The organism is Cellulomonas sp. EB106-03-03-XG116 (assembly GCF_058792015.1).
Genome location: NZ_JBYTEP010000066.1, coordinates 1 through 17,581, shown reverse-complemented (window position 1 = coordinate 17,581; position 17,581 = coordinate 1). Strand labels below are relative to the sequence as shown.

At 74.1% G+C, this 17,581-nt stretch carries 15 protein-coding genes; 7 read left to right on the top strand and 8 right to left on the bottom strand.

Annotation, left to right across the window (positions count from 1 at the left end; genetic code table 11):
• Window positions 1-127: 127 nt before the first annotated feature.
• The 5 genes from AC3WUG_RS17545 (at window position 128) to AC3WUG_RS17525 (ending at window position 5,291) form a co-directional block, all read left to right on the top strand.
• The gene (locus tag AC3WUG_RS17545) at window positions 128-1,204 is read left to right on the top strand and encodes a hypothetical protein (protein WP_492328837.1); all 1,077 of its coding nucleotides are present in this window, start codon (window positions 128-130) and stop codon (window positions 1,202-1,204) included.
• A gap of 97 nt (window positions 1,205-1,301) precedes the next feature.
• Entirely contained in the window at window positions 1,302-2,363 is a 1,062-nt protein-coding gene (gene trxB, locus AC3WUG_RS17540; RefSeq protein WP_239195391.1) for a thioredoxin-disulfide reductase, read from the top strand.
• 8 nt (window positions 2,364-2,371) lie between these two features.
• The gene (gene trxA / locus AC3WUG_RS17535) at window positions 2,372-2,713 is read left to right on the top strand and encodes a thioredoxin (protein WP_492328836.1); all 342 of its coding nucleotides are present in this window, start codon (window positions 2,372-2,374) and stop codon (window positions 2,711-2,713) included.
• A 156-nt stretch (window positions 2,714-2,869) separates the two neighbouring features.
• Complete coding sequence (locus AC3WUG_RS17530) at window positions 2,870-4,183, top strand: aminotransferase-like domain-containing protein (protein ID WP_492328839.1); 1,314 nt, start codon at window positions 2,870-2,872, stop codon at window positions 4,181-4,183.
• A gap of 145 nt (window positions 4,184-4,328) precedes the next feature.
• Window positions 4,329-5,291 carry a D-alanine--D-alanine ligase family protein gene (locus AC3WUG_RS17525; RefSeq protein ID WP_492328835.1) on the top strand — a complete coding sequence of 321 codons (963 nt, stop codon included), beginning with the start codon at window positions 4,329-4,331 and terminating at the stop codon, window positions 5,289-5,291.
• Window positions 5,292-5,419: 128 nt separating this feature from the next.
• Here the strand turns inward: AC3WUG_RS17525 and AC3WUG_RS17520 are convergent, their stop codons facing one another.
• The 8 genes from AC3WUG_RS17520 to rpmH all read right to left on the bottom strand — a co-directional run bounded on the left by AC3WUG_RS17520 (window position 5,420) and on the right by rpmH (window position 13,629).
• Window positions 5,420-6,634: a ParB/RepB/Spo0J family partition protein gene (locus AC3WUG_RS17520; protein WP_492328834.1), complete on the bottom strand. Its 1,215-nt coding sequence runs from the start codon at window positions 6,632-6,634 to the stop codon at window positions 5,420-5,422.
• Window positions 6,631-7,620, bottom strand: a complete 990-nt coding sequence (locus tag AC3WUG_RS17515; RefSeq protein ID WP_492328833.1) for a ParA family protein — start codon at window positions 7,618-7,620, stop codon at window positions 6,631-6,633. Before AC3WUG_RS17515 ends, AC3WUG_RS17520 begins: the two co-directional genes overlap by 4 nt.
• On the bottom strand, window positions 7,617-8,387 hold the full coding sequence (gene rsmG, locus AC3WUG_RS17510; protein ID WP_492328832.1) for a 16S rRNA (guanine(527)-N(7))-methyltransferase RsmG: 771 nt from the start codon (window positions 8,385-8,387) through the stop codon (window positions 7,617-7,619). Before rsmG ends, AC3WUG_RS17515 begins: the two co-directional genes overlap by 4 nt.
• A 2,548-nt stretch (window positions 8,388-10,935) precedes the next feature.
• Window positions 10,936-11,445: a Jag family protein gene (locus AC3WUG_RS17505; RefSeq protein WP_492328831.1), complete on the bottom strand. Its 510-nt coding sequence runs from the start codon at window positions 11,443-11,445 to the stop codon at window positions 10,936-10,938.
• Window positions 11,446-11,495: 50 nt separating this feature from the next.
• Entirely contained in the window at window positions 11,496-12,758 is a 1,263-nt protein-coding gene (gene yidC / locus AC3WUG_RS17500; RefSeq protein ID WP_492328830.1) for a membrane protein insertase YidC, read from the bottom strand.
• 19 nt (window positions 12,759-12,777) lie between these two features.
• Window positions 12,778-13,101, bottom strand: a complete 324-nt coding sequence (gene yidD / locus AC3WUG_RS17495) for a membrane protein insertion efficiency factor YidD (protein WP_492328829.1) — start codon at window positions 13,099-13,101, stop codon at window positions 12,778-12,780.
• Complete coding sequence (rnpA, locus tag AC3WUG_RS17490) at window positions 13,098-13,478, bottom strand: ribonuclease P protein component (protein WP_492328828.1); 381 nt, start codon at window positions 13,476-13,478, stop codon at window positions 13,098-13,100. The genes yidD and rnpA overlap by 4 nt, the downstream gene beginning before the upstream one ends.
• A gap of 13 nt (window positions 13,479-13,491) precedes the next feature.
• Entirely contained in the window at window positions 13,492-13,629 is a 138-nt protein-coding gene (rpmH, locus tag AC3WUG_RS17485) for a 50S ribosomal protein L34 (protein ID WP_010849920.1), read from the bottom strand.
• A gap of 499 nt (window positions 13,630-14,128) precedes the next feature.
• Here rpmH and dnaA point away from each other — a divergent pair, with 499 nt between their 5' ends.
• Window positions 14,129-15,565, top strand: coding sequence for a chromosomal replication initiator protein DnaA (gene dnaA / locus AC3WUG_RS17480; RefSeq protein WP_492328838.1), 1,437 nt, complete (start codon window positions 14,129-14,131; stop codon window positions 15,563-15,565).
• A gap of 720 nt (window positions 15,566-16,285) precedes the next feature.
• Window positions 16,286-17,416 (top strand): DNA polymerase III subunit beta, encoded by a 1,131-nt coding sequence (gene dnaN, locus AC3WUG_RS17475; protein ID WP_147795083.1) that lies wholly within the window; start codon window positions 16,286-16,288, stop codon window positions 17,414-17,416.
• The last annotated feature ends 165 nt before the right edge of the window (window positions 17,417-17,581 follow it).

Below are 17,581 nucleotides of genomic sequence, written 5' to 3'. Positions count from 1 at the left end.
ATGGCCTTCGTCGGCAGCGTCAGGTGTGTAGAAGAGACAGGGCCCGGACACCGCCGCGCAGCGCACGGCCGCGCCCGCGGACCCGGGGGCCGCGCCGGCACCCGCCGAGCCCGTAGCCACCGAGCCCGTGCCCGCCGAGCCCGCGCCCCGGGACGACGCGCCGGGCGCCGCGGACCTCGCCGTCGCCGGCATCACGGGCGTCGTCGAGCGGCCGGCCCGCCCGGAGGCCACCGCCGACGCCGCCGAGGACCCGGAGACGACCGCCGTCGCGCCCGTGCGGCGCACCAGCTCGGTCTTCGGTCGCGTGACCGGTCGCGGCGGCGCCGCGGCCACCGGTGCCGCGGCTGCGGCTGCGGCCCCTGCCACGCCCGCCTCCGCCACCCCCGCCGCCACGGCCCCCGGCCCCGACGGCTGGCGTCCCGCGGTCCCCGACACCGCCGAGCCGCCCGTCTTCCCGCCGTTCGGCTCCGAGCAGGCCCCGGCGGCGACGCCCGCCGGTGGCTCGGCCGACCGCCCGGAGTGGGACCTGCCCTTCCCCGCCGAGGAGCGCCCGGTGCCGGTGACCCAGCGGCGCATCGACCCGACCCGCTGGGTGCTCGGCGGCGTGGCGCTCGCCGTGGTCGTCGGCCTCGTCATCGCGATCGGCAACGTCCTGTCGCCGTTCAGCTCGCCCGGCGACGCGGGCACCGAGGCCGCTCCCGCGCCGGCGACGTCCGCCCCGGCCGCCGAGGCCCCCGCCGAGGAGGCGCCGGCCGAGGAGCAGGCGCCCCCGGCGACCCCGCCGGTCATCGCCGCGGTCAACAGCATCGACCCGTCCGACGGCGACGGCGAGCACGAGGAGCTGGTCGGTCGCCTCACCGACGGGGACCCGGCGACCTCCTGGTACACCCACACGTACAACCGGCCCGACTACGCCGGGTTCAAGGACGCCGTGGGTCTCGTCATCACGCTGCAGGCGCCCGCGACCGTCACCGCGATCACGCTCGACGTCAACGGGTCGGGCGGCGCCGTCGAGGTGCGGTCGACCGACGCGGCGAACCCGACGGCGGGCGACGTCCTGGCCTCCGGGGCGCTCGCCCCGCAGACCGTCCTCACCCTCGCCCAGCCGACCGAGACGCAGAGCATCGTGCTCTGGTTCCCCTCGCTCGCGCAGACGCCCGACGGCCAGAACCGCATCGAGATCACCAACCTCGCGGTGTCCTGACCCCGCCTGACCAGGCAGCACCGCGGCGCGGAACATCCCGCGCCTAGGATCTGTTCTCCGCAGCGACAGCAGAGTTCCCCGACCTCGAGGAAGCACCGTGACCGAGACCCCCGTCCGCGACATCGTCATCGTCGGCTCCGGCCCCGCCGGGTACACCGCCGCGATCTACGCGGCGCGCGCGGGCCTGGCCCCCTACGTGGTGGCGGGCTCCGTCACCGCCGGCGGCGCCCTCATGAACACCACGGACGTCGAGAACTTCCCCGGGTTCCCCGACGGCATCCTGGGGCCCGACCTCATGGACAACCTGCAGAAGCAGGCCGAGCGGTTCGGCGCCGAGGTGCTCTGGGACGACGCCGTCGAGCTCGACCTGGCCGGCCCGGTCAAGACGATCGTCACCGGCGGCGGCGAGACCATCCGCGCCCGCGCGGTGATCCTGTCGACCGGCTCCGCGTACCGCGAGCTCGGCCTGGACGACGAGAAGCGGCTGTCCGGCCGCGGCGTCTCCTGGTGCGCGACCTGCGACGGGTTCTTCTTCCGCGACCAGGACATCATCGTGGTCGGCGGCGGCGACTCCGCGGTCGAGGAGGCCACGTTCCTCACCCGGTTCGGCAAGTCGGTGACGATCGTGCACCGCCGCGACGAGCTCCGGGCGTCGAAGATCATGGCCGACCGCGCCAAGAACGACCCGAAGATCCAGTTCGCCTGGAACTCCGAGGTCGTCGGCATCCACGGCGACGAGAAGGTCACCGGCGTCACCCTGCGCGACACCGTGACCGGCGAGACCCGCGAGCACGGCGCCACCGGCGTGTTCGTCGCGATCGGCCACGTGCCGCGCACCGAGCTGCTGGCGGGCCAGGTCGACCTGGACGAGAACGGCTACATCGTCGTCGAGGGCCGGTCCACCCGGACCAACCTGCCGGGCGTGTTCGCCGCGGGCGACGCGGTCGACCACACGTACCGCCAGGCGATCACCGCCGCCGGCTCGGGCTGCTCGGCCGCGCTCGACGCGCAGCACTACCTGGCCGCGCTCGGCGACGTGGACCCGGCCTCCCCGGCCGAGATCCCCGCCGCCGTCGAGCGGGCCGACGTCGACGCCGCGGACGCGCTGGACGCGCAGGGCGCCGACACCGCCTCGGCCGCGGCCGCCGCCGGGCACTGAGCCCGCACGTGGCCACGGCCCTCGCGGTGACCGCGGGCACCTTCGAGCAGGAGGTGCTGCGGTCCGAGCTGCCCGTGGTCGTCGACTTCTGGGCGGACTGGTGCGTGCCGTGCCGCATGGTGACCGCCGTGCTCGAGGAGCTCGCGGTCGCCTATTCGGGACGGCTCCGGTTCGTCGCCGTCGACACCGAGGCGGAGCAGGAGCTGGCCGCCCGGTACCACGTGGTCTCGATCCCGACGCTGTACGTGTTCCACCAGGGCGACCTGGTCCGGACACTGGTCGGGGCGCGCGAGAAGCGCGCCTACGCGGCCGAGCTCGACGCCGCGCTGGCCGAGATCGCCACCTGGTGACGGCGCCCCGCGCCGCCCGCTGACCCCGGAGCCTCCCCGCCCTTCCGGACGGGGAGGCTTCGTGCGCGTCCGGCGCGCCCGCGGTGGACGGGGCGGGGGGTGCCGGGAGTGGCGTGGCACACTCGGGAGATGACCGCTCTCGAGCGGCCCGACGGCATGGCGTCGGGCCCCCACCCGACCCCGGCCGCCGGCACGCGGCTCGACCGCTGGCTCGGCTCCTACGCCGAGCGCACGCACGGCATGCGCGCCTCGGAGATCCGCGCGCTGTTCGCCGTCGCGAACCGCCCCGAGGTGGTGTCGCTCGCGGGCGGCATGCCGTACCTCGAGGGCCTCCCCCTGGACGTGATCGGCGACCTCGCCCAGCGGGTCGTCGCCACCCGCGGCACCACCGCCCTGCAGTACGGCTCCGGCCAGGGCGACGAGACGCTGCGCGAGCAGATCCTCGAGGTGATGCGGCTCGAGGGCATCGAGGCGCACCCCGACGACGTCGTGGTGACGACCGGCTCGCAGCAGGCGCTCGACCTCGTGACCCGGCTGTTCGTCGACCCGGGCGACGTGGTCGTCGCGGAGGCCCCGTCGTACGTCGGCGCGCTCGGCGTGTTCCGCGCGTACCAGGCCGACGTCGTGCACGTGCCGCTCGACGCGGAGGGTCTGATCCCCGAGGCGCTGGAGACCACCCTCGCCGACCTCGCCCGCCAGGGCCGCCGGGTCAAGTTCCTGTACACGGTGCCGAACTTCCACAACCCGGCCGGCGTGACCCTCTCGGCCGAGCGCCGGCCGCGGATCCTCGAGATCGCGGCGCGCTACGGGGTCCTCGTGCTCGAGGACAACCCGTACGGCCTCCTCGGCTTCGACCGCGAGCCGCTGCCCGCCATGCGGTCGATGAGCGACGAGGGCGTCATCTACCTCGGCTCGTTCTCGAAGACGTTCGCCCCCGGGTACCGGGTCGGCTGGGCGGTCGCGCCGCACGCGGTCCGGGAGAAGCTCGTGCTGGCCTCGGAGTCGGCGATCCTCTCGCCGTCGAACGCCTCGCAGCTGGCGATCAGCGCCTACCTCGCGACGTGCGACTGGAAGGGCCAGGTGAAGGCCTTCCGCGAGCTGTACCGCGAGCGGCGGGACGCGATGATCGGCGCCCTCGCCGAGCACCTGCCCGACGCCACCTGGACGGTCCCGGACGGCGGCTTCTACACCTGGGTCCGGCTGCCCGAGGGCCTGGACGCCAAGACGATGCTGCCCCGCGCCGTGACCGCCCGGGTCGCCTACGTGCCCGGCACGGCGTTCTACTTCGACGGGCAGGGCACCGACCACATGCGGCTGTCGTTCTGCTTCCCGACGCCGGAGCGCATCCGGGAGGGCGTCCGCCGGCTGGCGGGCGTCGTCTCGGCCGAGAGCGAGCTGGTGTCGCTGTTCGGCACCGGCGGCGGCGCGTCGCGCGGCGACGTGCAGTCGCCCGGCCCCGACCTGGCCTGACGCGGGGCACGGCCGGGCGGGCCCACCGACCCGGCCGCGTCCCGCGACCCGGTAGCGTCTCAGGCGGCGCCCGCTGCCCGCGCACCGGCACCACCCCGCCCGTCGACGACCGGCCGCCCGCGGCCGCACCAGGAGGACCCGAACCGTGCCGCACGACCCCGTCCCCGCCGCTCCGCGCGTCGTCGTCCTGGCGGGCGGCCTGTCGCACGAGCGGGACGTCTCCCTCCGCTCGGGCCGGCGCGTGGCCGAGGCGCTGCGCACCGCCGGCGTGGACGTCTCGGTGCACGACGTGGACGCCGACCTGGTCCCCGCCCTCGCGGAGACCCGGCCGGACCTCGTGTGGCCGCTGCTGCACGGCGCGAGCGGCGAGGACGGCTCCGTGCGCGACGTCCTCGAGCTCCTGGACGTGCCGAGCCTCGGCACCGGTCCCCGCGCGAGCCGGGTCGCCTGGAGCAAGCCGATCGCGAAGACGACGGTCACCCGGGCCGGCATCGCCACCCCGGAGTTCGTCACGCTGCCGCAGAGCCTGTTCCGGGAGCTCGGCGCGGGGCGGGTCATGGACGCCGTGGTCGCGAAGCTGGGGCTGCCGCTCGTCGTGAAGCCGTCGCGGGGCGGCTCCGCGCTCGGCGTCACGCTCGTCCGCACCGCCGAGGAGCTGCCGGGTGCCATGGTCGCCTGCTTCGCCTACGGCGACACCGCGCTGATCGAGCGCGCCGTCGAGGGCGTCGAGGTCGCGGTCGGCGTCGTCGAGCTGGACGGCGCCCCCGTGGCGCTCCCCGCCGTCGAGGTGGTCACCGACGGGCCCTACGACTACGACGCCCGGTACAACCCCGGCCGCACGGAGTACTTCGCCCCGGCCCGGCTCACCGACGACCTCGCGGCGCGGGCCGCCGAGACCGCGGTGCTCGCGCACCAGGTGCTCGGCCTGCGGCACCTGTCGCGCACGGACCTCATCATCGACGCGGACGGGCAGCCGTGGTTCCTCGAGGTGAACGTCGCCCCGGGCATGACCGAGACGTCGCTGTTCCCGCAGGGGGCCGAGGCCGGCGGCCACCACCTGCCCACCCTGTACCGCCGGCTCGTCGAGGCGGGTCTGTCGGGGCGCTGAGGGCGTTCGGGCCCCGTTGGAGCCTCACGACGAGGCGCCGGCACCCCGGGAGGGGTGCCGGCGCCTTTCCGGCGTCAGCGGGGCGCTGAGCGGGCTCGGCCCGGCTCGCGTCCCGCAGGCCGCGGTCGTCAGGAGCGCAGGATGCCCGGGTCGTCGGGCGCGAGGCTCGACAGGATGCGGTTGAGGTCCTGCACCGAGGCGAACTCCACCGTGAGCTTGCCCCGCTGCTTGCCGAGGTCGACCTTCACCCGGGTCTCGAACCGGTCGGAGAGGCGGCTCGCGAGGTCGTCCAGCGCCTCGTTCCGCACCCCGGCGCGCGGTCGCCGCTGCTTGGGCGTCCCGTCCTCCGCCCCGAGCGCGACGATCTCCTCGACCGCGCGCACCGACAGTCCCTCGGCCACGATCCGCTGCGCGAGGCGCTCGATGGCGGCGCCGTCGCTCAGGCCGAGCAGGGCGCGGGCGTGGCCGGCGGACAGTACGCCCGCGGCGACCCGGCGCTGCACGAGCGGGGGCAGCCGGAGCAGGCGCAGCGTGTTGGAGATCTGCGGCCGGGAACGGTGGATCCGCTGCGCCAGCTCGTCGTGCGTGCAGCCGAAGTCGTCCAGCAGCTGCTGGTACGCGGCCGCCTCCTCCAGCGGGTTCAGCTGGGACCGGTGCAGGTTCTCCAGCAGCGCGTCGCGCAGCAGGTCGCCGTCCTCGGTCTGCCGCACGATCGCCGGGATGGTGTCGAGCCCCGCCGCCTGGGTCGCGCGCCAGCGCCGCTCCCCCATGATCAGCTCGTAGCCGTCGTCGACCGGGCGGACGACGACGGGCTGCAGCACGCCGATCTCGCGGATGGAGCCCACGAGCTCGTCCAGCGCGTCCTCGTCGAACACCGAGCGCGGCTGGCGCGGGTTCGGCCGGATCGCGGTGACCGGGAGGTCGGCGAAGGTCGCGCCGGGCACGGGCACCAGGTCGTCGACCTCGGCCGTGGGCGGCATCGGGGGCACCTCGGCGGCGGGCGCCGGGTCCGGGGCGACGGCGCGCTCGGCGGCCGTCTGGGCCCGGGTGCGCGTGGGCTGCCGCACCGTGAGCGACGGGACACCCTTGCGGCCGTTCGACCGCGTGGTGGCGGTCGCGGGCGCCGGCTCCGCGGCAGTCGAGTGGACGGCCGTCCCGGTGTTTCTGCTGGTCAGAGCGTCGGAGCGCGCCTCGCGGCCGTCCGCGGTCGGGCGGTCGTCGCGCTCCGCGGTCGTGCGGTCCGGGAAGAAGACGTCGACGGGCCGGTCCCCCTCGCGGGGCTCCGCCCCGGTGGGGATGAGCGCGCCCAGGCCGCGCCCGAGACCTCGCCGCTTCTCGCTCACGCGTCCTCCTTCTTCCGGTCGGCCGTGGTGCCGCGCTCGGCGAGCTCGCGCGCCGCCTCCAGGTAGGCCAGCGCACCGCTCGAGCCGGGATCGTACGTCAGGACGGTCTGCCCGTACGACGGCGCCTCCGAGACGCGCACGGACCGGGGCACGGTCGTCCGGAGGGTCTTGTCGGGGAAGTGCTCCCGGACCTCCTGCGCCACCTGCTGCGCGAGGTTGGTCCGGCCGTCGTACATGGTGAGCAGGATCGTCGACACGTGCAGGCCGCGGTTGAGGTGCGCCTGGATCAGCTCGATCGACTTGAGCAGCTGGCTCAGGCCCTCCAGCGCGTAGTACTCGCACTGGATCGGGATGAGCACCTCGTCGCCGACGACGAACGCGTTGACGGTGAGCAGACCGAGGCTCGGCGGGCAGTCCACGAGCACGTAGTCGATCCGGGGCTCGCCCCGACCTTCGCGCTCCTCCAGGTACGCGTGCACCGCGTTCCGGAGGCGCGTCTCGCGCGCCACCATCGAGACCAGCTCGATCTCGGCGCCCGAGAGGTCGATCGTCGCCGGCGCACACCAGAGGTTCGGCACGTCCGGGCTGGGGTACACCGCCTCGGAGAGCGGGGTGCCGTCGACGAGCACGTCGTAGACCGAGGTCACGCCCGCGCGGTGGTCCACGCCGAGCGCCGTCGAGGCGTTGCCCTGGGGGTCGTTGTCGATCACCAGGACGTGCAGGCCGGACTGCGCCAGCGCTGCCGCGAGGTTCACCGTCGTGGTGGTCTTGCCGACGCCGCCCTTCTGGTTGGCGACCGTGATCACCCGCGTGCGGTCCGGGCGCGGGAAGGTGCGCCCACGCAGCTCGATCCGACGACGCGCGTCCTGGCGCAGCTCCGCCATCAGCGGGGTGTCGTCGTCGGCGGGCGGCAGGCTCTCGACCAGCGCGGCGCGACGGCGCTCGTCCGGGTCCTCGATCTCCCAGCGGCTGGGGTTGGTGGTCACGCGCCCTGTCCCTTCGTCGAGCGGCGCGGTCGGCGGGACCGGCCCTCCGTTCCACGTGAAACACGAGCCGGCGCCGGGGCGCTGCCCGCTCCCGTGCGGGTCACCAGCACCACGCCGGTCGGCTCCAGGCCCGGGAGCGTCGGCGCGACCTCGATCGTCGCCGGCCCGCCACCGAACCGCTCCCCCACCTCGACGGCGGCGTCGGCCTCGTCCCGCGCCCGGCCGCCCTTCAGCGCGACGAGCCGGCCGCCCACCCTCAGGAGCGGCAGCGTCCAGGGGTACAGCTTGTCGAGGGCCGCGACCGCGCGGGCCGTGACGGCATCCGCCCGCAGCACGCCGACCTGGTCCTCCGCGCGCCCCCGGAGCACGCGGGCATTGGCCAGGCCGAGCGTCTCCACGACCTCGGACAGCCAGTCCGTCCGGCGTTCCATCGGCTCGAGGAGCACCACCTCGGCGTCCGGGCGCATCGCGGCGACGACGATCCCCGGGAGACCCGCGCCGCTCCCGACGTCCACGATCGTCCCGGTCTCCGGCAGGAACGGGACGACCGCGGCGGAGTTCACCAGGTGCCGCTCCCAGAGCCGGGCCACCTCCCGCGGGCCGACGAGCCCACGGAGGACGCCCTGGTCGCGCAGCATCGTGTGGAAGCCGCCGATCGCAGGCCACGCCGCCCCGAAGTGCTCGGGCAGGCGGGGGTCGCCGTCCAACGGGTCGACGAGCGCGTCAGGCTGCTCGTCGTCGCGCACGGGGGCGGACTCAGGCCGCACAGCACTCCCCTGGTCTCGGGATCGGGTGGTGCGCGATGGCCTGTCCGGAACCGGTGCGCACGTGAGGGAACTACGGTACCGCGCGGCTCTGACGCCACCGGCGCGCGTCCGCGTGTGGCGCGCGGCGGTTCCACGTGGAACCGCCGGCTGCGCCGGGCGCGGGCGGACTCGTCGGGGTGGTCGGCGGGGGTCGCTGAGCCGGGCCTCTCGGTCAGCGTGGGCGCGGCAACGGCCGGCTCGGTGATCCGTGCGTCGCTGGCCAGCGAGTTCGTTGGCTGGACGTGGTGGCCTGCCTCTCGCACAGCCCACGCTCTGGTGCACGAGCGCGCTCACGATGGCGTTGTCCGAGACCCGTACGAGGGTGCGCGCGCTGTCGAGGTGGCGTGTGGTCCGACGGCATGCGGCTGACGTGTGCCGGTCTCCGGCTGTGGCGATCACGACGTGCAGGGCTACTCGGACGCGGAACGGATATGCCGGTTGCACTCCCTTGGCGCTACCGCTCCCGGCGCTGGCGCTCGGCGTTCCACGTGAAACGGGGTCCGCGTCGCGCCACGCCGTCCAGCAAACGCCGCGTCGCCATGGGTGGCGCAGCGCAGTCCGCCCCGGCGGCGGGTCGCGGCGTCTCCCCTCGGCCGTGTCGTCCGCGGTGGGACGACGAGCGGCTCAGCGCACAAGGGCGTACCGACGGCCCGCGGTTCCACGTGGAACACGTGAAGCACGTGGAGCATGTGGAACTCGGGCGGAACGGCCCTGTTCGGTCGTTCCACCGGCCGCGGGCCGCCTCTGCGGGCCCGAGCAGCGTCGGCCGACGCGGTTCTCAGGGCGGGGGACTCCCCGGGTCTCGACCCACCCCAGCCACCTGAGGGCTCCTGCAGGCCGCAGGTCAGTCGATCCCGGAGGCGTCCCGGAGCGGCGCACCGTCGACGGCGGCGCGCACGCATGGAGGTCACCGCAACTCCCGCCGCCGCTGCGGAGCGCCTCCTCGCAGCCAGCGCCCGCACGTGGCGGGTGCGTGATGGGGAGGCCGGGTCGGGCGTGGGAGACGGGCAAGGCGTACGACCCCGGCGCGACGCCGGAGACCGGCGGGACATGGGAGACCGGCCGGACGCGGGAGGGGCAGACACGCGCGAGGCGACAGACGTCGGATGCGGCTGGCTGCGGAGGACCACGCAGCGCACCGCGTCCCGGAGGACACCGGACTGCTCCGAGCGCGCGATGACGGCGGCTCGACTCGTGGCGATCGCAGCTGTCAGGGCTCAGGGGCCGTTCCACGTGGAACAGCTCGCTCCGCGGCCGCCCGTGTCCTCCGGCGCTACCCCCGTGACATCTCGAACCGGCTGTTCGGCGGCGATGCACTCGGCCCAACCCGCGCGCTGACGCGCCGCGGAGTGCGCTCCCCCACGGGGCACAACGCCTCCCGGCTCGCGACCTGGCGGGATGCCTGGCTCCTGCGGTGCCGTTCCACGTGGAACAGCGTCGGGCCGGGCGTCGCAGGCGCGAGCGGCTCGGGAAGGAGAACGACCAGCCTCCGAGGCGGCGGTTCCACGTGGAACCGGCAAGCGGACGCGCGTTGGGGGCATCACCCCGGTTCGTCGGCCGGCGGCCTCTCCCGCGACGGGCCGCTCCGCCAGGCACGTGCGACGCCTAACCCGTGACGGAGCAGCTCCGGACGTGCCAGGTGCCTCGGCGGCTGCGGACGATGCGCGGGGCAGGCGTGCGACAGGCGAGTCCGCGGGGCGTGCACAGACCGAGGACGCCGCGTACGCACCGCGGGGGTGACGACGCAGCCCGCGCGGACCAGCTCACGCAGACCAGCGGGCAGACGCCGGCACCCCAGAAGTCCGCGAGTCGAGTGGGGCGGCGTCGGCGCGGAGGCGTCGGCCCGGGTAGCGGTGCGCAACTCGGGGATCGGGACGACCCGCGCCGCAGCGGCCTGGCACCGGCTGTGGCAGCGGCGGCAGCGGCGGCGGCGGCCGCATTGGCAGTCGCAGTCGCAGTCGCGGCAGTAGTGGCAGTGGCAGTGGCGGTTGCTGCACCGCCCACCAGCCACCGGCTGGGCTTCCACGGCGACGGCATGGCTCCCCGGCGACGGCTCCGCTCCTTGGCGACGAGGCGGCTCGCCCCACCCGCGACGACGCGGCTCCCCTTCCCCGCGACGACGTGGCTTCCCCCACCCGCGACGACGTGACCCCGCCGGCGACGGCGTGGCACCTCCGACCACGGCGCGACCCCGCCGGCGACGGCGTGGCTCCTCCGGGGTCACGCGGCTCCGCTGGCGTGCCGACCGCCTGCAGCCGCCCGCGGCACCGCGTGTGCGACCAAGCGGACGGGCGAGGCCTGCTCCGCACGCCACGTCGTCGCCCAACGCGCGCCCCTGACGTCGCTCCGCGACCATGGCTGACTGTCGACGAACGGTTCATCTCAGCCATTCATTCACCCAGAAACGACTTCCCCCAGAGCCCCTCAGCGCCGGTCCTGGGAAGCACGAGAGGCCGGCCCCGTCCGGGACCGGCCTCTCGTCAGCGCCTGCCGAAGCGCGTCGCGCACCTCAGCTCGCGGGCTTCACCACCACGTACCGCTCGGGCTCGACGCCCTCCGAGTCCGAGGTGAGGCCGGCGGCGGCGACGGCGTCGTGCACGACCTTCCGCTCGAACGGGTTCATCGGCTCGAGCGACACCTCGGTGCCGGACGACCGCACCTGGGCGATCGCCTCCTCGGCGACCTTGACGAGCTCCGTCTTGCGCCCGGCCCGGTAGCCCGCGATGTCGAGCATGAGTCGGCTGCGGTCGCCGGTCTTCGCCTGCACCGCGAGCCGGGTCAGCTCCTGCAGGGCGTCGAGCACCTCGCCGTCCTCGCCGACCAGCCGGCGGAGCGCACGCTCGGTGCCCTCCTCCGCGACGATCTCCACGGCGGCGCGGCCGTGGTCGACGTCGATGTCGATGTCGCCGTCGAGGTCGGCGATGTCGAGCAGCTCCTCGAGGTAGTCCGCTGCGATCTCGCCCTCTTCCTCGAGGCGGGTCACGGCTCCGGTCTCACCGGCTGCGTCGGTGTGGGTCATGTGGGGCTCTCCTTGCTGGGAGGGTCGGGTCGCGCCGGGGCGCGGAGGTCTCAGTCGTCGGTGGACGTGCCCGGCGAGGTCGAGCCGGGGCGGCTCTGCGCCGAGCCGCCGGCGCCCTGGCCGGTGCCGCTCCGCTTCTTCTTGCCCGAGGACGGCTGGCCGGAGCCGGCACCGCCGGTGCGCTTGCCGCCCGGGGTGGCCGCCGAACCGCTGCCCGCGGACTTCGCCGCGCCCGTCCCCGTCGTCCCCGCCGCGGAGCCCGCCCCGGACCCGCCCTTCGCCGAACCGGCGGCAGCCGTCGAGCCCGAGGCACCCGCGGTCCCGGCGGGCGCACCGGCCGGACGCTGCTTCTTCGCGCGCGCCTTGCCGACCGGCTGCTGCCGCTGGCCGCTGACCGGCTTCTCCTCGATGGTGAGGGTGTCGGACTCCTCGATGGACAGGCCCTGGTGCGACGCCTTCTTCGCCTGGCGCGCCTTGAGCGCGGCCTCGGCCTGCGACCCCGGCGCCGGCATCCGGCGGATCGTGTAGAACTGCTGGCCCATCGACCACAGGTTGGTGGTGGTCCAGTAGATGAGGACACCGATCGGGAAGTTGACGCCGGAGAAGGCGAAGATCAGCGGGAAGACGTACATGAGCATCTTCTGCTGCTGCGCCATCGGGCCCTCGAGGGCGGCCGGCGGCATGTTCTTCATCGTGAGCTGGCGCTGCGTGAGGAACGTGGTCGCCGACATCGCGACGACCAGGATGACCGTGACCCAGCGGACGTTCGACGCGGCGGTGCCGAACTCGGCGGCGTTCATGAACGTCGCGGACAGCGGGGCGCCGAGGATCGTGGCGCTCTCCGCCTGGGCGGCGAGGTCCTGGGTCAGCGGGCCCAGGTTGGGTCGGGGGTAGTCGCCCGCCGCGAGCTGCGGCAGCGAGTTGAGCACCCGGAACAGGGCGAAGAAGATCGGCGACTGGGCCAGGATCGGCAGGCAGGACGAGAACGGGTTCGTGCCGTGCTTGCGGTACAGCTCCATCGTCTCGCGGCTCATGGCCTCGCGGGACGCCGGGTCGGTCTTGCCCTTGTACTTCGCCTGGATCTTCTTCATGTCCGGCGCGAGCATCTGCATGCCGCGGGACGCCTTGATCTGCTTGAAGAACAGCGGGATCAGGATGATCCGCATCACGATCACGAGGCCGACGATGGAGAAGCCCCACGCGGCGCCGCCGGCGGGGTCGAGGCCCAGCCACGTCAGCAGCGAGTGGAACTGGACCATGATCCAGGCGACAGCGACCATGATCGGGTACAACAGGCCGTCGAACCAGCTCATCGGGGAACTCTCCAGGTGATCAGTGCGCGGAGGCGACCGCGCCGTGCGGGTGTCGACGGTGCGACCCCGCCGGTGGAACGTCGTCGACGCCGCCCGGGTTCCACGGGTTGCAGCGCAGGATCCGCCAGACGGCCAGCCGCGTGCCCCGGATGACGCCGTGCCGCTCGAGGGCGATCACGGCGTACGCGGAGCACGACGGGTAGAACCGGCACGTCGGCGGGGTGAGCGGGGACAGGAAGCGCTGGTACCCGCGGATGAGCAGGACGAGCACGCGGCGGGGCAGCCGCACGGCCGCGCGCAGGACGTGGGCCACGGCGCCCGCCTCCCCCCGCTCGGCGGTCATCGGGACGCCGCCGGTGCGGGAGCGGCCCGTTCGGCGCGCCGGCGGGACGCGGTCCGCAGCGCCCCGTCGAGCTCGCGCCCGAGCGTGGCGTAGTCGGCCTCGGCGGCGGGCGCGAGCGCGCGCACCACCAGGTCGGCGTCCGCGGGCAGCGAGCCCAGCCGCTCGGCGGCCAGGGCGCGCAGCCGTCGCTTGACCCGGTTGCGGGTCACGGCGTTGCCCACGCCCTTGGACACGACGAAACCGACCGCCGGACCAGGTCCGGGGTCGGTTCGCGTCACGAGGTGCACCACCAGCGTGCTCCGCCCGGCGCGCGCACCGCCGCGCACGGCCCGCTCGAAGTCGGCGGACCGGCGCATCCGGTGCGCGGCGGGCAGCACCGCGTCGGGTGGGTCAGGCCGACAGCTCGGCGCGACCCTTGCGCCGGCGGGCGGCGAGGATCGCGCGGCCGGCACGCGTCCGCATGCGCAGACGGAAGCCGTGGGTCTTGGCGCGACGCCGGTTGTTCGGCTGGAAGGTCCGCTTGCTCACGATGGTCTCCAAGTACTTCGGTACATCGGCCGACGTCCGGCCAGGTCTCGGTGCCCGTTGCTCGACTGCTCCGGTACCCACGTCGTGCGACGCGGCCGACGTCAGGGCACGCCAGCAGGAGCCATCTCAAGGCTGGTCAACGTTACGTCGCCCGCGCGCAGGGGTCAAACCGCGAGGCCCGCGGCCCGTCGAGGAGGGGGCCGCCCCTCTCCCGCGGGGCCGGGGCGGCCACTAGCATCGTCCCCCGACGCGTCCCGCAGCAAGCCGGTCCCCACCCCGTGGACAGAGCCGGCGAGACCTGTGGACAGCGCCGCACCCGGACCCCCGGTCGCGCCACGGCGAGCCCGAGTTCCTGCGTGATCCACCGTCACGCACAGGTGTGGACAAGTCTGTGGACACGTCACCGGGGCGTGCGACACTCGACCACGCGACTCACGACGGCAGCGAGGTACAGGTGTCAGGACAGGACGATCAGCTCACGCAGGTCTGGTCGGCCGCGATGGCGCAGCTCGAGGTGAGCCCCGACATCACGCCGCGCCAGCTCGCCTTCGTGCGCCTGGCCAAGCCGCTCGGCCTGCTCGACGGCACCATGCTGCTCGCGGTCGGCAACGACCTCACCAAGGACTACCTGGAGACCCGGGTCCGCCAGGAGGTCTCCGACGCGCTGGCGGCCGCCCTCGGCCGCGACGCGCGGTTCGCGATCACGGTGGACCCGTCGCTGGAGACCGGCGACGCCGGCCTCGCGACCGCGCCGCCGGCCCGGGGACCGGAGTCCGGTGCGACGCCCGTCGTCGCGCACGCCGCGACCGGCCACCCGAGCACCGGCGACTCGGCCCAGGTGGAGCCCGTCCGAGCGGAGCCGTTCCGCCGCGAGCCCGCCGGACCCACCCCGAGCGTCGAGCCCGCGCGGCTGAACCCGAAGTACCTGTTCGAGACGTTCGTCATCGGCTCGTCCAACCGGTTCGCGCACGCCGCGGCGGTCGCGGTCGCCGAGGCGCCGGCCAAGGCCTACAACCCGCTGTTCATCTACGGGGACTCGGGGCTGGGCAAGACCCACCTGCTGCACGCGATCGGCCACTACGCGCGGAACCTGTACCCCTCGGTGCGCGTGCGCTACGTGAACTCCGAGGAGTTCACCAACGACTTCATCAACTCCATCTCCGAGGGCAAGGCGGGCGCGTTCCAGCGCCGCTACCGCGAGGTGGACGTGCTCCTCATCGACGACATCCAGTTCCTGCAGGGCAAGGAGCAGACGATGGAGGAGTTCTTCCACACGTTCAACACCCTGCACAACGCGAACAAGCAGATCGTGCTGACGTCCGACCTGCCACCGAAGCAGCTCAACGGCTTCGAGGACCGCATGCGCTCCCGGTTCGAGTGGGGCCTGATCACGGACGTCCAGCCGCCGGACCTCGAGACCCGCATCGCGATCCTCAGGAAGAAGTCGGCGAACGACAAGCTGCAGGCGCCGGACGACGTCCACGAGTACATCGCGTCGAAGATCTCCACCAACATCCGGGAGCTCGAGGGCGCCCTGATCCGGGTCACGGCGTTCGCGAACCTCAACCGGCAGCAGGTCGACCTCTCGCTCGCGGAGATCGTCCTGAAGGACCTCATCACCGACGACGACCAGGCGGACATCACCGCGACGGCCGTCATCGGCCAGACGGCGGCGTACTTCGGCCTGACGATCGAGGACCTGTGCGGCTCGTCGCGCTCCCGCGTGCTGGTGACCGCCCGGCAGATCGCCATGTACCTCTGCCGCGAGCTCACCGACCTGTCGCTGCCGAAGATCGGCCAGGCGTTCGGCGGCCGCGACCACACCACCGTGATGCACGCGAACCGCAAGATCCGCGAGCTGATGGCCGAGCGCCGGTCGATCTTCAACCAGGTCACCGAGCTCACCAACCGCATCAAGCAGGAGAGCCGCGGCTAACCCGGCCCCGCGCCCCGCAGGACGCACCACGACCCGCCCCGGCACCCGCCGGCGGCGGGTCGTCGCGTTCTCGTGCCCGCGAGGCGCAGGAACCAGGCCTGGGACGAATGTGCACACCTGTGGACACGTCTGTGGAAACCGGTGGATGACCCCCACGATTCGTGTGGACGGATCCTGCGGCCGCGGTGGACGGAGAAGGACGCCTGGAGCACCGTCCACGTCCGCCCGCGTCGTCCCCAAGCAGTCCACAGCCGTCGTGCACACGCCCCTCGATGCGCTGACCAGCGCGAAGAGGCGTCATCCCCAGAGTGCACAGAAGCGACGATGACGACGACCGATCCCTAGAAGAGAGATCCACAGCCCGTCAATGCCCTGCCGAGCCGACCGAGCACCGACCGGGCCGACCGCGGACCGGTCCGGAGACGGAGCCACGGACGAACCGGCCTGTGCACGACCTCCGAGGCCCCGGATCCTTCGCCCAGCGCCGTCGTGCCGACACCCCCCGGCGTCGCGCCGCTCGACGCGGGCGCGCGGGCGCCGCTCTGGTGCCGTCCTGGCGAACGTTCCGGGCCTCTCGCAGCCGTCCACAACCCGTCCCGGCATCGGTACCGGAGCCCTGGTCACTCGCGTAGTGTTCGGGGCGACCCCTGCCCTCCCACGGCCGGGGTCGTTCAGCACCGCACGGGATCCCCGCGATCCCCCAGACCGAGAGGGTGGGGCATGAAGTTCCGCGTCGAACGTGACGTCCTCGCAGAAGCCGTCACGTGGATCGCTCGCAGCCTGCCCACCCGCCCGCCGGTCCCGGTGCTCGCCGGCGTCCGCATCGAGGCGGAGGCCGACGGCACGCTCCGGCTGGCCTCCTTCGACTACGAGGTCTCGGCGCGCTCGGAGATCCCCGCGGACGTGAGCGAGCCCGGCACGGTGCTGGTCTCGGGTCGCCTGCTCGCCGAGATCTCCCGCGCGCTGCCCAACAAGCCGGTCGACGTGCAGCTCGACGGCACCAAGGTGTCCGTCACCTGCGGCGCCAGCCGGTTCACGCTGCTCACCATGCCGGTCGAGGACTACCCGCAGCTCCCGGCCATGCCGGCGCTCACCGGTACGGTCAACGGCGACGAGATGACCCGCGCCGTCGCCCAGGTGACGGTCGCCGCCAGCCGCGACGACACCCTCCCCCTGCTGACCGGCGTCCGCGTCGAGATCGAGGGCGAGAAGGTCACCCTGCTCGCGACCGACCGGTACCGCCTCGCGCTGCGCGAGCTCCGCTGGCACCCGTCCGACCCGGGGGTCTCCGAGGTCGCGCTGGTCCGCGCCCGCACCCTGTCGGACGCCGCCAAGTCGCTCGGCGCCTCCGGCTCCGTGAACGTCGGCCTCGCCACCGGCCAGGGCGTCGACCTCATCGGCTTCGAGGCCGGCGGCCGGCACACCACGTCGCTGCTCGTCGACGGCGACTACCCGGCCGTGCGCCGGCTGTTCCCGGACGAGTCCCCGATCCACGCGGTCGTGAACACCCAGCTGCTGGCGGACGCCGCCAAGCGCGTCGCGCTCGTCGCGGAGCGGAACACCCCGATCCGCCTGACGTTCACCGACGGTCAGGTCGTGCTCGACGCGGGCCAGGGCGACGACGCGCAGGCGTCCGAGGCGCTCGAGGCCACGCTCGTCGGCGAGGACATCGCGGTCGCGTTCAACCCGCAGTTCCTGCTGGACGGCCTGGGCGCCCTGACGACGTCGTTCGTGCGGCTGTCGTTCACGCACCCGAACAAGCCGGTCGAGTTCACCGGGCAGGAGTCCCTCGAGGGCGAGGACCTCAAGGAGTACCGCTACCTGCTGGTCCCCATCCGCTTCGCGTCCTGACGCGAGGGCGGGGGGGGGCGGGGGGGCGCGCAGGGGGCGCTGCAGCCCTGACGCGGGCGGGGAGCCGGGAGGGACGGCTCCTCGCCCGCGGTGCGTCCCCCCGGCCGGTCCAGCGGTTGCCGACCAGCGCGGGGCACGGGACCGTCGGTGGATGGGACGACGACA